Source organism: Streptomyces sp. NPDC088124 (assembly GCF_040685895.1).
Taxonomy (GTDB): Bacteria; Actinomycetota; Actinomycetes; order Streptomycetales; family Streptomycetaceae; genus Streptomyces.
Genome location: NZ_JBFBJB010000041.1, coordinates 70048 through 84394, shown reverse-complemented (window position 1 = coordinate 84394; position 14347 = coordinate 70048). Strand labels below are relative to the sequence as shown.

12 protein-coding genes are annotated in these 14347 nt (G+C 65.1%); all 12 read right to left on the bottom strand.

Annotated elements, in window-relative coordinates; all coding sequences use genetic code 11:
* Positions 1-642: 642 nt before the first annotated feature.
* Complete coding sequence (locus AB0P17_RS29800) at positions 643-1005, bottom strand: HNH endonuclease signature motif containing protein (protein ID WP_365815534.1); 363 nt, start codon at positions 1003-1005, stop codon at positions 643-645.
* 5 nt (positions 1006-1010) lie between these two features.
* Positions 1011-1181 carry a hypothetical protein gene (locus tag AB0P17_RS29795; protein WP_365815532.1) on the bottom strand — a complete coding sequence of 57 codons (171 nt, stop codon included), beginning with the start codon at positions 1179-1181 and terminating at the stop codon, positions 1011-1013.
* 99 nt (positions 1182-1280) lie between these two features.
* Positions 1281-2363 carry an AAA family ATPase gene (locus AB0P17_RS29790; RefSeq protein WP_365815530.1) on the bottom strand — a complete coding sequence of 361 codons (1083 nt, stop codon included), beginning with the start codon at positions 2361-2363 and terminating at the stop codon, positions 1281-1283.
* A gap of 328 nt (positions 2364-2691) precedes the next feature.
* Positions 2692-2919, bottom strand: coding sequence for a hypothetical protein (locus AB0P17_RS29785; RefSeq protein ID WP_365815528.1), 228 nt, complete (start codon positions 2917-2919; stop codon positions 2692-2694).
* 56 nt (positions 2920-2975) lie between these two features.
* Positions 2976-3389 (bottom strand): SsgA family sporulation/cell division regulator, encoded by a 414-nt coding sequence (locus AB0P17_RS29780; protein ID WP_365815526.1) that lies wholly within the window; start codon positions 3387-3389, stop codon positions 2976-2978.
* A 70-nt stretch (positions 3390-3459) separates the two neighbouring features.
* Entirely contained in the window at positions 3460-3732 is a 273-nt protein-coding gene (locus tag AB0P17_RS29775; protein ID WP_365815524.1) for a hypothetical protein, read from the bottom strand.
* 428 nt (positions 3733-4160) lie between these two features.
* Positions 4161-6959 (bottom strand): ATP-dependent helicase, encoded by a 2799-nt coding sequence (locus AB0P17_RS29770; protein WP_365815522.1) that lies wholly within the window; start codon positions 6957-6959, stop codon positions 4161-4163.
* A 316-nt stretch (positions 6960-7275) separates the two neighbouring features.
* Positions 7276-7611, bottom strand: a complete 336-nt coding sequence (locus AB0P17_RS29765) for a hypothetical protein (RefSeq protein ID WP_365815520.1) — start codon at positions 7609-7611, stop codon at positions 7276-7278.
* Between the two features lie 362 nt (positions 7612-7973).
* The gene (locus AB0P17_RS29760; RefSeq protein WP_365815518.1) at positions 7974-9881 is read right to left on the bottom strand and encodes an AAA family ATPase; all 1908 of its coding nucleotides are present in this window, start codon (positions 9879-9881) and stop codon (positions 7974-7976) included.
* A gap of 97 nt (positions 9882-9978) precedes the next feature.
* On the bottom strand, positions 9979-10983 hold the full coding sequence (locus tag AB0P17_RS29755) for a class I SAM-dependent methyltransferase (RefSeq protein ID WP_365815516.1): 1005 nt from the start codon (positions 10981-10983) through the stop codon (positions 9979-9981).
* A 130-nt stretch (positions 10984-11113) separates the two neighbouring features.
* Positions 11114-12799, bottom strand: coding sequence for a hypothetical protein (locus AB0P17_RS29750; protein WP_365815514.1), 1686 nt, complete (start codon positions 12797-12799; stop codon positions 11114-11116).
* 110 nt (positions 12800-12909) lie between these two features.
* Positions 12910-14151: a MoxR family ATPase gene (locus tag AB0P17_RS29745; protein ID WP_365815512.1), complete on the bottom strand. Its 1242-nt coding sequence runs from the start codon at positions 14149-14151 to the stop codon at positions 12910-12912.
* Positions 14152-14347 lie beyond the last annotated feature (196 nt).

Below are 14347 nucleotides of genomic sequence, written 5' to 3'. Positions count from 1 at the left end.
CAGGAGTCCACACAACCCCCGATGATCACGCGGTGGCCGTACCCGTTCCCAGCCGGGCCCGACTCAAGATCGCGAAGTCAGACTGGAGTACTAGGCTAGTTCTAGGCTTGCTGTTACACACCGCAGCCCTCGGGTTCCGGCGGATCAGCGCTTCAGAAATCGCGAACTGACGGGGGATCAACGTCGGACAGGCACGTACGCTGTACGCGAGGCATTCGGGGTGCATGCCAGGCTCAGCGATGTCCCGACTCGTATATCGGCAGGCCGCACCGCGAGACAGATCCGCTCATCGAAGCGCTGCCCGCAGACCTGGCAGCGCCGTTCGGCCAGTGCCCGGTCGCGCCGGTCTTTGTCGAGCGTCCCAAACAGATACCGACCGCCGGCCTGGAGCGTGATCCACGGGACGACCAGGCCTCCCAGGGCTGGGCGGCCTGCGCACCGTGTCGGGACCGGCGGCTGTGTGGTCATCGGACGTCTCCTTGTGCGTCACGTGGGTGAGGTGGGCCGCCATCCTTGTCTGGCCAGTCGTGGGGCCATGGCACGCCACACCAGCAGCGGCGGGTCTCCTGGTCGCAAGGCGGCGCTTCGCGGGCGGACAGCTCGCGGTTGTCACGGAAGCGGACCCGCCGCCACTCGGGGTGGTCAGTACTTCTGGCGCCGGCGCGCGAGACGCCAGCGGTAGAGGGGGCTCGGCACGCGGTCGGACTTCCGCTGGTTGTGCCGGTGGCAGAGCAGCTGGCCGTTCCATACTTCAGTCGGCCCGCCACGGCTCCAGGGGTGTACGTGGTCGGCTTCGGTCCCCTCTGCCGGGCATCGGAACCACAGGGGCGGCGTGTGCTCGCACCGGCCGTTGGCCTGGCGGATGAGCTGCTGCTTCTGGCCCCAGCTGAAGAACCTGGTGGGGTCCCGCCAGCGCCGCTTGCGGCCAACGCCCATGGCGAGGCACAGGATGCCGAGCGTAGCGACGGCCAGGCAGGCGAGCAGCACAGCGGGGTCTGGCTGCATGGCGTTCATTGCGGGTCGTTGCCGAAGGCGATCAGCTCACGCCTGGTCGCCCAGGACAGGTCCTCGGAGCCGACGACCGTGACGAGACGGGTCTTGCCGAGGCGAAAGCTGGCCGTCCGGAGCTCACGATGCTCCGCGCCAGCGCTGGGCTCGGAGGCGATGCGGTGCCTGGGCATGGTCGAAGGCTGCTTTCTGTACGGGAAGAGAGCTTGAGCCGGACACCGAACCGCCGCGGCGACCGGAGTGGCTCCTAGGCAGTTCGGATGAAGGCGTCCTCAGAAGTCGATGGAGACCATCGGGCGACGGCGCAGGGTCACTGCGGCGGCACGCAGGTCCTTCTCGTCGTCGGGCAACCTGTCGTCCTCCTCACGGAGGTCGGTGAGCGTGAAGGCACCATCCGGGAGCTGGTAGCCGTCCTCGGACGGGACGGCGTCGCGCATGCGGAACTGCAGCCCGGTGCCGGTTTCCCAGTCGTTGATGGTCTGCAGGCTGTCGCTGTTGAACAGATCGACACGACCGTCGAAGGCGTCGGTGTCGCCGTTCTTCCAGGTGATGTAGGCCTCCATCCACGAGCTGGCGTGCTCGCTGCGCTTGATGTTCAAGTCACCGATCACCTCGGCGAACGACTCGCCCAGGCGCAGCTCGAAGGCGATCGCACGCAGATGGTCGAAGTTGATGTCGTACTTCCGGGAGAAGTCGACGACCTCGGCGACCTGCTTCTCTGCCACTCCGGGCGCCTGGTCGCGCAGGTAGGTGGCCACCGTCTCGGGCTCGGGGTAGGCGAAGCGCATGTGGTAGTGGAAGCGGCCGGGACGGTTGAGCATGTAGTCGTTGACGCGGTGCAGCTCGTTGACCGACAGGACGTAGAGACGCTTCGTCGTGCTCAGCCCGTCGAACAGGCTCAGGAACTGGTTCTGCGACTCGTCGTCCTCGTAGGAGAAGATCTTTTCGAACTCGTCGAAGACAATGACGACTTCGCCCAGCTCGTCTAGGAAGGCGGCCAGCCCCGGCGTGTCGTGCTGCACGAGCACGGTAGGCAGGCGGTGCTCCTCGCGCATCTGCTCGGCGAGCAGGCGGAGCATGAGGCTCTTCCCCATGCCCTTGTCGCCGGAAAGAATGACACCGAGCGAGCGGTCCATCGCGGAGTAGCCGGTGACGATCCGCTGTACTCGGGAGGCGTGGCTGCCGTAGACGGTCTCCTCGGCGGATGCCAGCGGCTCCGTCTGGCGCAGGCTGTAGCCGGCCAGCGACGAGAAGGAGATCGTGTAGGTGGCCACCGGCAGATTGGCGTAGGTCTGCACGGAGTTCCCGTAGAGGCGGAACTCCCCGTCGGAAGCGACGATCGTGGATGCGGGCATGAAGACTTCTCGCTTTCGCAGGAGTTGAGTGGGTGAAGATGGCGGCGGGGCAGCGGCATTCAGCGGATCGGAAACCCGCTGTTGTTCGGGGGATAATGGGGGGGAGCCCCAGGGAGTTGTGCAGCTCGGCGAGGGGGTCCTGGTGGGCGCCGAGGCGACGTCGACGAAGGTCTGGGAGCGGCGGAACAGGCCGCCACGCGTGAGGGTGTGTATTCCGCTGGAGAAGAAGCCGCGTCGACCGGGACTTTGCCGTCGTCGAGGTGTGCCGACAGGCTGAGGATCTGGTCGTTCAACCGCTGGACGGTGCCGTAGGTGAAGTAGTTCTTCATCAAGTAGGGCGGTCGATCACGAGGTGGACGGCGGCGCGGTCGCTCTTCGGGAGGCTGGTCTCGGCGTCCTTGCACACGTCGGTGAGGTCAGGCGCAGTGCCGACGACGACCTTCTCCAAGCTGATGTCCGAGGCCTTGTTCAGTGCGTGGCCACAGGTTTGCTTCTTTCTGGGGCGTGGGCGGACGGGGCATGTGTAGAGGTGATCTGCGCGCCGCTGTTGTGGCATGACGGCGCGGATCTTCTTGCGCGGGGCCCGTTGTGGGCGTGCGTGCGGTGCTCGGCTCAGCGGGTCAGAAGCTTGTCGAGGAAGCTGTCGATGTCGACGGATTCAGACTCCCGGCCTGCGGGGACGACCTCGAAGGTCTTGGCGAGCCATGCCTTGACGGAAGCTGCCGGTCCTTCAAGGCGGGCGTAGCCGCCGGGGGATTCCAGTTCGATCCTGAAGCGGTGGTTCTGGTGAGGGCCGATCGGAGTGATCTTCACGTCGCCGGTGCCGGCGGGTGCGGTGAGGCCCTGGTCGAGCAGCTCCCGGGCGAACGTCCACCGGACCACATCGTCGGGCGTGACGTCGAAGGAGAACTGCACTGCGTAGGGGTCCGTGTTCTTGTAGTACAGCCGCACGGGGACGAATACACGCAAGTCCGGGCCAGCCACAAGCGCCATGCGGATCTTCAGTTCCAGGCCGGGAAAGCCCATGGGCGGATTCCTGTTCTTCGGCGGAAAAGAGTGGTGTGGAGGCGGGCGGCGGGCGGAAACCCAGCGATGCTCAAACACCGTCGTCCCGCCGAGGTCGTGAGGGGAACATGGCGTGTGCGGCTTGCTGCGCCTGGCGTTCTGCCAGGGGGTTGACGGCGAAGAAGACTTCGCCGTGGATGGCCCACTGGTCGAGGTAGTGCCAGGCTTCGGCGAGATTCTCGATGAGCGATTCGTCGTACGCCTTCGTGACGGGCCGGGCGCTCTCGGGCGGCTTGTCGCGCACAGCACGCCACTTGTCATGGGCGGCATACAGGCACTGGGGGGCCTCGTATAGTTCCCGCACCTGCCAGGCGTAGCTCCCGGTGCGGCCTTGCACCCGGGGGTTGATCCGCTAGTGAGCCTTGCTCGCCGGAGGCGCCCAGTGTGCCAGACACGGTCATGATGTGACCATCGGGGCTACGTCAATCAGGGGTGTGACGTGTGGAAGAGCGCACAGGCGGGCGCTCTCGTCGAGAACACCCGCCCCTGGCTTCGAGAGCGTGAACTGGCCCTAGTCGACATCGGATTCCGGCGCCACGTGGCAATCTCCGGTGCCTTGATCGCCAATGCGACGTGGCCCCACCGGCACGCACAATACGCAGGTCGTCGGGCGGGGCCAGCATCCGCTGACGCGGCTCCAGTGGTGGCGGTGGTGGAGCCAGCTGTGGCTGGCAAGTGGGCCGCCGAACGCTGACAGAACCACGCCCCTGCGGCATGAAGTGGCGGTGTTGGTCAGACGGCCACGGTGACCGCGGAGCGGTCGTCGGTGCTGCCGGGAGCAACGCTGTCGTTGTCGTCCAGGAGGTCCGGATCGATACCGAGGGCACGAGCGGAGTTCCTCTTGTCGCGCTCCGTCAGAGTCGTCACGATCTGCTCGTAACTGCTCTGGATCGGCGCGTGCTTCACAGTGCCGTAGCCGAGTACGTACTGGCTCTTCATGGCACGAGTGAAGGCGACGTAGAACATCCGCTTGGCGTCTTGGGTCATCTTCGCGTCCTCCCTGTAGAGGACGACAACGTTGTCAAATTCGAGACCCTTGGCGCCGTGGATCGTCGAAACGACCAGGTCGGCCTTGGACTCGAGGTTCTTCCGCTTGCGCTCCTGGTTTCTCTGCTTGTTGATGTTCAGCTTCTGCTGGTTCCGCTGAATCTCGAAGGAGAGGAGGTTGTCGCGCAGCCTGTCGAAGAACGCCTCGTGCGCGAGCCTGCGCTGGTGGCAGAGCGTGACCCAGCCGTTGATGGTCGTGCTGTTCTCAACCCACCACTCGGAGATCGTGCGGTGGATCGCCTTCTCGACGGTGTCCTTGGCGGCGTTCTTCGTCAGCTTGTCCATGTTGTCCTTGATCCCCTGGGAGACCACGAACGCGGCGTTGTTCGGCGGTACCTGCAGGACGTCGTTCCAGAAGAACTTGATGTACTTGGAGAAGATGTCCGTGGCGTAGACGCGGTCGCTGACCAGAGAGGCGACGCGGCGGCCCAGGTAGCGCTTTTTGAGCACATCCTGGATCAAGGACACCTCGCGGCGCGAGTAGGCCAGGAAGGCCACCTGCTCGCCCCGGTCCAGGCACTTGTCCACGTAGTCGGGGATGACCGTATTACGCACGATCACCGGCAGGTCCTGGGTGACGAACCCCTTGAGTCCGGCCACCTCGCGGTACTCCAGGGTGACCTTCTCCCGGAACGAGTCGGCCGTGGGCATGGCGAGCGAGTTCGCCTGCAGCTGGATGTTGGCGAACCGGTTGGTCTCTAGTCCGCCGAGCACGACATTCGCGAAGTCCAGGATCTCCTGGTTGCTCCGGTAGTTCGTCGTGAGCTTGAAGGTCGCGAAGACCCGCGAGCCCTCCAGCGTGTTGAGCGCGCGCGGGTTCGCCGAGCGGAACTCGTACAGCGTCTGCGAGGCATCTCCGACGATGAACAGGGACTGAGCGTGCTTGGTGATGTACTTCAGCACGTAGATGAACTCGAACACGCTGTTGTCCTGCACCTCGTCGATGATGAGGTACTTCGACTGCACGTGCGCCGGCTCGGCCATGTCGTCGATCTTCTGGTAGCAGATGATGATCTGTAGCTCCAGTGACGTCTGCTCGATGCGGTCAAGCAGAGCAATCACCTCGTCGAAGTGGCTCTCGACGAAGATGTTCAGTGCTGTGAACGCGCCGGTCCTGTTCTGGTCGACATCCAGCAGGCGGTGGCGGAACGTCGCCGCAAACTGGCTGTTCGGGTAGAAAATGTCGATCGAGTTGATGATCGTGTCGATCGCCGAGACCTTGTGCCTCGGGTGGTTCATCGAGTAGATGTCGATGATCATCTTGGCGATCGTCATCGAGCCGACGTCCGGGTTCTTCTCCGTGATGTTGTCAGCAGCGGCGTTGGTAAACGAGAGCACCGTGATGTCCGAGGCCGTGACGCCGCAAGCTTCGAGGTACTTGATCCGTTCGAGGATCACGGTCGACTTGCCGGTGCCGGCTCCCGCCTGCGTCATTACCAGCGGCTCGTGCGTGGTGAGCGCGTCGAGTTGCTGCTTGGACAGGTGTGGCGGCAGATTCGGAGGCGTGGCCGGCCGCGCAGGCACAATCAGCTGAGACTTCATCTGCTCCAGATGGTCGAGTGTGTGGTTCATCAGCAGGCTGAGGTTCTGCTTCGACAGCTTCGTGGCGATCTGGCCGGAGAAGGTCGCATTCACTTGCTTGTGGATCTGGCGGCAGGCATCCAGCGGGACGTTGTAGTTCTCCAAATAGCGCAGCTGGACGGCGAGCATGTTCAGCTGCTGCTCCGTCGGGCCCGCGGGCATCTCCTGGATGTAGCGGCAGACCTCGTCGGCAATCGCCTCGGAGTCCCAGATCTGGGCCAGGCGCGTGATGCGCTCGTAGATCGAGTACTGGCGCATCCACTCGTCGAACTCATCGCCAAGGTTGGAGGCCGTCAGTCCGGCGGATGTGAGCACATCCTGGACGTAGTCACGGGCGTTCTCCAGCGGGCTGGTGTCCCACTCCAGGAAGACGACGGCGTCGCGGTTGCCGTAGCCGACCGAGCGCGAGACGGCGGTCGCACGCTCCGGCTCGGGCAGTCCCTTCTCGAAGAAGTACAGCTCCATCCGGTACTGGATGACGAGGTCGCGCGTGGACTTGCCGCCGGACTTGTCCTCGTAGAACACGAGCGCCTGCGGGGTCATGCCGAAGGCGACGTCCCAGTCGTCGAATTGGCTGGATGAAGTGTCCACAGCGAAGCGGTCGTCGGCGTGCGGGCTCGGCACGGTGAAGGAACCGCCCGCGTTCAGAGCGCGGCGTGTGATCGGCGCGAGCGGGATCGACGTCGTGGTGATGTCGTGCTGCGTCGAGCTGTGCGTGACCTCAATGTCGGCGGCCATGGCGTAGGTGGTGTTGGTGGCAGTGTTGATCGGCAGCAGGGACTCGTTGAGCAGGCCGATCTTCTTGCCGTTGCCGGTGAGCTTCGAGGAGAAGAACTTCGGGTCGACTGCCTTCTGAGCAATGGCATTGGCCGAGAGGTCGAGGTCATCAAGCAAGACAGGCATGTCGTTGCCTTTCTCCAGTAGATCGAGAGGTGGATTGAGAGAAGCTACAAAAAACGCCGCATACCAATTCTGACAAGATATGAATAGTCAGTCGAACGCTCGAAGGTAAGCAAAGAGCGCAGCGACAGGGCTGGGTCATGGGCGCCAGTACGAACACGGGCGGGGCTCTCGTCATCTGACGAGCCCCGCCCGTGTTCCTCTCAACCCACCCGTCAGGGACCGTTAGGCCCCTGAATCCGGGGCATGTGGCGAAGCCACGCGCCCCGGACACCGCACGCTACCCAGGCGCGCGGTCGTTCATCAGCGGCAGATCACCTCACTGTGCGGTCGAGTCCGAACGCCGGTCGGGGCCATCGACAGCAGCATCGTCGGCATCGAGATCCCAGGGGCAGACAAGGAAGGCGCACTCGGTGAGGAGTACGCCCGATACTCCGGCGGATCCGTCGGCTACGCGTTCAAGGTGCGACCAGTGAACGACCCACAGTTCCTTGATTCCGTCAGAGTTCGGCTCGATCTGCTCGACCCACGCACCGCAGTCGGTGGCAGTGGCGATGCCGTCGTCGGTGACTCCACGACGACCGACGACCGTGAACATCTCTGCGGTACGGGTGTCCCGCACGGTCATACCGCTCTCGCACTCGTCCCACTTCATGATCACGCCTCCTCGTGCGCGTCGGTGCCGACAGGGGCGTGCCCCTCGCGCACGATGCGCGCGTACTCCGCATACGTCTCGCCATCACATGACCAGCCGTTTACCACGGTGTGGCCGGACACCCGTACCTGCGCTGGGGAGTCAGCCAGGGAATACCCCCCTCCCGGGTTCTGCCAGTACTCCACTCCCTGCCCCTTCGGGGACGTCGCGTTGAGGGTCTGTATCCAGGCCATAACCGACAGAGACCTACCTTTCTGGGCAGTGCACGACCCTGTGCCGGCTAAGCCGTGGGGGCGAGGACGCCGAGGGCTCCTGCGCTTGAGCATCCTGAACGGGAGCGCTCGGGCGATCCGGGCAGCCGTTCAGTCGTCCGACGGGGATGTCGAGGATGTGCCACCGGTCTGGGCAGCGAGCAAGTAGTCCTCGATCCAGGCGCGAACAGCCTTGCGCGCCGGCCGTGCACCCTGGGAGTCCACGTAGGTGGCCTCTTCGATGGCGCGCAGCTCGTCATCGGGCATCGCCGCGGGCAGCGCCTGGGCCAGCCGCGGCTTGGCCTCGGCGATCCGCTCGCGCTGCCGCTCGTAGTCGGCGGTCATGATCAGCCGGTAGGTCTGCCGGTCGATGGGGTTGAACCCCACGATCAGTGAGAACCGGCCCAGCAGCTCGGCGTCGAAGAACTGTGCCAGCGTCTTGTTGAGGCTTTGGTTCGAGACGGTCTTCGGGTTGTTGCCGAAGCCGACCACCTTGCCGTCGAGCGAATCACGGGCGGCGTTGGTCGTGCAGATGACCAGGGCCTTGGAGAAGTCCAGTACCTTGCCGTGGGCGTTGCGGATGTAGCCTTCGTCGAACGCCGAGAGGAACAGGCGCTGCACGGCCTTGTTGGCCTTCTCGAATTCGTCGAGCAGGATCACCCGGTGGGGGTTGGACTCCAGCGTGTCGAACGGGAGCTCCTGGTTGGAGTCCGATCCGGCATAGCCGGGAGGTGCTCCCATGATCTTCGCCGTCGACCACTCGGTGTGGAATTCGGCCATGTTGAGGATGATCGGCTCAGTGCCGGTCGTCTCCTCAGCAATGATCTTGACCGCTTCGGTCTTACCCACGCCTGAGGCCCCGGCGAACAGCCACGTCGTGGGGGTCTTGGTCGGGAACAGGTCGAGCTCTTCGCGGGCCAGACGGTCCGTGAGCTTGGCGAGTACGTCGTCCTGGCCCTGCAGGCGGCTGGTGAGCGTGGCGCTCAGCGCGGCAACGTCGAGATCCTTGCGCTGGGCGTTTCCGGTCATCAGGCGCTTGGCCACATCGAGCACCCGGGTGTTCGTCAGCGGTACCTGCGGGATGGACCGCAAGGTCTGCGCGAGTGCCGTGTCGCCGGCGACCTCGGCCTGGACGATGAGTCTCTTCTGCTCCAGGACCCGATCGGCCATCGCCCGGTCGAGCAGCGTGATGGCGTTGTCCGGCCGGTGCTGGCCAGCCCGGGAGTTCGTTTCGGCGATCTGTACCACCGAGGCCAGGACATCGTCGGAGACCCCGATCTGGTGACGGTAGTGCGCCATCAGGCCGGGACAGACCGTGGTCATCACGGCCAGGGTCTGCTCCACGCTCAGTTCGTCGACGATGAGCCGGGTGAAGCGGCGGGCGAAGGCCGGGTCCTCGTCGAAGGCCCGGGACTCGGTGTTGGTGGTCGCACCGATGACGGACATGTCGCCGCGGGCCAGGGCCGGCTTGAGGATCTGCGAGATCTTGCGGCCGACGGCGTCGCCGTGGCTGCCGGACCCTCCGGTGATCTGGTGGATCTCGTCCATGAACAGGATGGCCTTGTTCTTGGGGTCGGAGGCGAACTCGACGATCGCCTTGACCTTCTCCTCCAGCGAGCCGACGACGCCGGTCCCGGCGATGATGTTGGTGATGGGCAGCTCGTAGATCGTGTAGTCCTTGAGCTGGTCGGGAATGAGGGTGTCGCCGAGCGCGATGCGCCGTGCGATGTCCTCGACGATCTTCGTCTTGCCGACGCCGGCGGAACCGACCAGCAGGGCGTTGGGCTTGGTCTTGCTGATGATGACCGAGAGGACCTGCCCGATGAGCGTGTCACGGAACATGGTCGGATCGGCGTTCTTGAACTTCTCGTTGTAGTCGACGAGGAGCTCCTTGACGTCATCGGAACTGCCACCGCTGGACGGCAGTCCCCCGGACGGGAACTGCGGAGGGAAGCTGCCGCCACCGCCGTTGCCCTTGTCGTCGTCGGAGCCGCCGGGTGTGAAGTTGCTGAGACCCACCGGGTCCTCCTTCGGTGCGGGTCGCTCGGCGTGGTGGTGCGCTCGGTGGCTGCGCCACGGTGTCCCGAGCAGGGATATGGATGAATGAGAGGGGAAGTCAGGTGTCGTCAGAAGCGGCACTGCCGTTGACGGATTTCGAGGAGCGGCGCGGCCAGCTGACCTCGATGTCGTCCGGCACGGCGGTGGGCACAGGTCTGGTGAACCCGCTGGCAACCATTTCGAAAGCGGCGACGGCTTTGCGGAGATCAGAAACGATCTCCGCGGCGATGTCGGCGGGGCTTCCGAGTTCTCCCGCATCCCGAACAGGGATGTCACGCACCGGCCAGACCGTGGGCCGCCCTCCGTCGGAACGAGTGGCCGGAATGGCGACAAGGACGGTGTCAACGGTCGTCCCGGCCCGGGCGAACGCCCGGGCCGGAAGTGCTTCGACGCGACCACCGCGCTGCTCCACGAGCTTTCGGAAGGCCGTCGTACTCTCGGTCTGTTCAGTGACGGTCCACGACATGACCGACACCAGGAGCCCGTTCGGTTTCAGGAACCGTAGGGCGTGGACAACGTGGGCCATGTCGGTGCCACGGGTGAACGGCGGGTTCATCAGCACCCGGTCGAAGCGGGGTTCGACCGAGACCGTGAGGAAGTCTGCGACCAGCACCCGGCGTACCACATGCGTATCCGACAGGACAGTGGCGTATCCGGGGTCCCGTTCGATGCAGTCCACGATCGCGCCACGGGCTGCTGCTGTGGCTATGGCACCGGAGCCGGCGGACGGCTCCAGCACAGTCATGCCGGGCTCAAGGGCGGCCAGGGCGATGAGCCGGTCGACAATCGGTGCGGGTGTGGGGAAGTACTGAGCGAGGGTGCGTCTCTCCCCCGGGGTCACGACTTCACCGGTGGCGAGCACTGGGGCGAGCGCCTCGGCGGCATGGACGGGGAAGAAGTGTGCACCCTCGGACTTCGTCCACCGACCGCCGACCGCTTCGAGGACCTCGTTGACACGCTGGTACAGGGCGGGAGGCAAGCGGGGGCCGACGAGCGTCAGACGATGGCCATCAGCCTCGGTACGGTCTGACAGGACTGCGAGCACATCCGCGGGGATCCGCATCGAAGGTTCCTCCACAGTACGGTCGCTCGCCGTGATGGGCGAGCAGGGAATTCAGGATCGACAAGAGGGGTGCCGGTCAGCGGAGTTGCCCACACGGCACCGCTCGTGGTGGTCCTGGGAAGGTGCGGGGTCAGACGACCATGCCGAGCAGCCTCTGCCGGATGCTCGGGTCGATGTGCTGCATCGAGTCGGCGTAGCCCTTGGCCAGGTCCACCATGGTCGACCAGTCCATGGCGGAGCACGGCGCGTAGTACAGGTTCTTCGGGTGGTCCTGACGCTGGCGCGGCGGCGACCACTCGAAGTCGGTGATCATGAGGGAGAGCCTGCGCTGGCGCACCCGGCTGGCGTTGATGTACTGCCAGATCTGCATGTACTCGGTTCCGCCCGTGACTTTCGGGATCCTGCGGAACTCCTTCCAGATCTGAGCCGTCGACTTGTTCTTCGTACGCAGCATCACCTCCTGGGACAGGAAGTGGCTGAACGAGTTGAAGTACAGGTTGATGTTGAGCTTCTTGGCGATCCGGATGAGCATCATGACCGCCTCCTGGTAGTTCTCCTCGGAGATCGAGCCGGAGGTGTCGATGTAGATGTGCAGGTCGGGCATGTACTGCACCGAGGTGGACCTGCCGGGCTTGTTGAAGTCGTCCGGGTTCCGGCGGTTTGCCTTGAGGAAGGTCGCCTTCGTCGTGCGGAAGATGTTCTGCGACTTGTTGACCTTGCCCATCCGGCGCAGCACACGGGTGATGTCCTTGAACAGGTCCAGCTTGCTCGGCGGCTGCTTGCGGAACGCCACCTGGGCGCTGCGGCCCCCGTGCTGGCCCGCTTGCTGCTTGGCTCCCAGAGCGGCGGCCCTGGCGGCGGCCCGTGGCAGCGACGTGAGCTTGGACAGCGACGTGTTCGAAACGACCTTCACCGGCGAAGCCAGCGACTGGTTGATGAGGTTCCACTCCCCCGTGATCTTCGCCGCGGTGGCCCGGGCGTGGGCCTCGACGTTGACCAGGACGAGGGAGCGCGGGCAGAACAGCTCCCCGATCGTGAACGGCAGGACGCCGGCGTCCAGGGTGGTGTTCTGCCGGCTGGCCTGCGCCCGCTGCTGCTCGACGTAGTTCATGAGCATGTGTACGAGCACTCGGGCGAAGGACTGCTCGTCGTTGGCGTCAGAGTCGTCCTTGCGCACCAGCAGCGACTCGGTGAGCCCCTTCAGGGACAGGGACGTGAAGTCGTTGAGCAGCTTGGTGGTGGCCGGCGGCAGCGCGCTGGCCGTCGCCTGCGTCTGCTGGAACAACCAGGTCTTGAAGCCGTCGAAGGCGCCGGAGGACTGGAACCAGAACCCCAGGGTGTCGGGGTGGAAGGTGTAGGCGACGGAGGCGAAGAAGGCGCTCTCCTCGCCGGTCCCCGCCAGCAGGGCCTTCGCGGCCGGCAGGACATCGGCCTGCGCGGTGTAGAGCACCCGCGGGGAGGGTGCGGGCATCTTGTTCTGCTGCCCGGCCTGGACTGCGAAGAGCTCGGCGACCGGCAGCGGTGTGCCCTGGTCGAAGTTGATCAGGGTCTGCCCGAGCAGCTCCTTGACCGTCTGCTCGCCGGCCACGTTCAGCGTGTCGCCGAGGCAGCTCAGGACCAGATCCGGGATGTCCCCCGTCAGATCGGCACCCTGGGAGTCGGTGATGCTCGCCGGGGCGTTGGGGTTCAACGGCTCCAGCAGCGGGTCGACAAGAATCTGCCGGATCGCCGGCATCGGGTCGTAGTCACCGGTGCACGAGATCGTGTGCAGTGCGTCGAGTACGGCCGGCTTCTGGTTCGTGACGGTGATCGTCATGGGTCGTAGTCTCCTTCTGAGGGCAAGGCGGCACCCTGGCGCCGCCGGTGGTGGGGAGGTCCAGCAAGGACGGCAGCCCGCAGCGGCCCCCACCACCGGTGATCGATCGATCAGAGGAAGACCGAGAGGATCGGCTTGGTCTGGCTGACGATCGGAGCGTCGGTCTCCATGAAGGCCTCCAGGTTCTGGCGGTCGATCTGCTGGCTGGTCACCAACTCGATGAGCGTGCGGGTGTGCTCCGGCTCCATCTGGGTCATGGCCTGGGCCAGCTGCTCGATGAGGCGCACGTTGGCCTCGCTCTCCTTGAGCGCGTACAGCAGCGCCCCGGACTTCTCGTTGTCGGTCAGCGTCACGATGACCCGGGCCATGTCGGTCACGGTCGCCGCGGCCTTCAGACCCTGGTAGCAGTTCGGCTTCGGGACGTTCACCCGGCGCTGCTGCACGCCCCCGGCGTTGCTCGCCAGGTCCTGGGCGATGGTGGTCACGAGCTGCGTGGTGAACGTGGTGTCCCCGACATAGGCCTCGATGGCCTCGTGCAGCAGCGAGGCCTCGCGGTCGCCGATCTGGACCGGGGTCGCCAGATACTGCGCCAGCTCCTGCGGGTCGGCCGCGTTGAGCCACTTCGACAGGTTGTCTATGGTGCGAGGCGTGGTGAGCTGGTTCATCTCTTCGCCGCCGTCGAACAGCTCGGCCATCGTGACGTTGCCGTTGTCGTCGTCGTCCTGGCCGTCTGCGACGATGGCCACGGGCGTCGACTTCTGGAAGATGAGCCCGGGGTACTGGGTGAGTACCGCCTTCACCCAGGGGTTGATGTTGTCGCCGAGGACGGACATGAGGGTGGCGGCGTCGGGTTCGACGTGGAAGATCGCGAAGCGGGACAGGCTTGCCTCGTCGAGCGAGGTGACGTTGCCCTTGTCGTTGCCGGCCACGACGATACGGACGTTCCTGGGCAGCTCGACGTGCCCCATGCGGCGCAGCGTGACCAGGGTCAGCGCGCCGGAGGTGACGTCGGAGGTCGTGCGGTTGATCTCGTCGAGGAAGAGGAGCGGCCACTCGCGCGGGTTCTTCTCGGCGTAGTCGATGCACTCCTGGATCACCTGGTGCGGGTAGAAGACCTGCTTGTAGCTCTGCGTGCCGTCGTCCTTGGTGTACGGCACCAGGCGCGCACCGGTGAGGTCGGCCTTGTCTGCGAGTTGGTTGCACGGCAGCGTGAATGCCTGCGTGCCCATGGAGTAGGCCAGGGCCTCCACGAAGCTGGACTTGCCGATGCCGGGCTCGCCCATGAGGGCGGGTGTCGCGCCGACCTCAAGGGCCTGCTTGATGAGGGTCGTCAGGCTGTCGTTGAACTTCATGTCGATGTCTTTTCTATGCGCGGGCAGGAGAGGAGAGAAGATGTGTCAGAGGAAGGGGCTGCTCTCGACGTCTCTGAGGCCGTAATAGGCCGAGGGCAGCCCTGTGGCGCAGGCCGTGCGTCATGTCGACCGATTCGGGTGGAGACCTGTACTCCCGGACTGATGGCGATGGGGTTCCGCTGCACATCGCCACCCG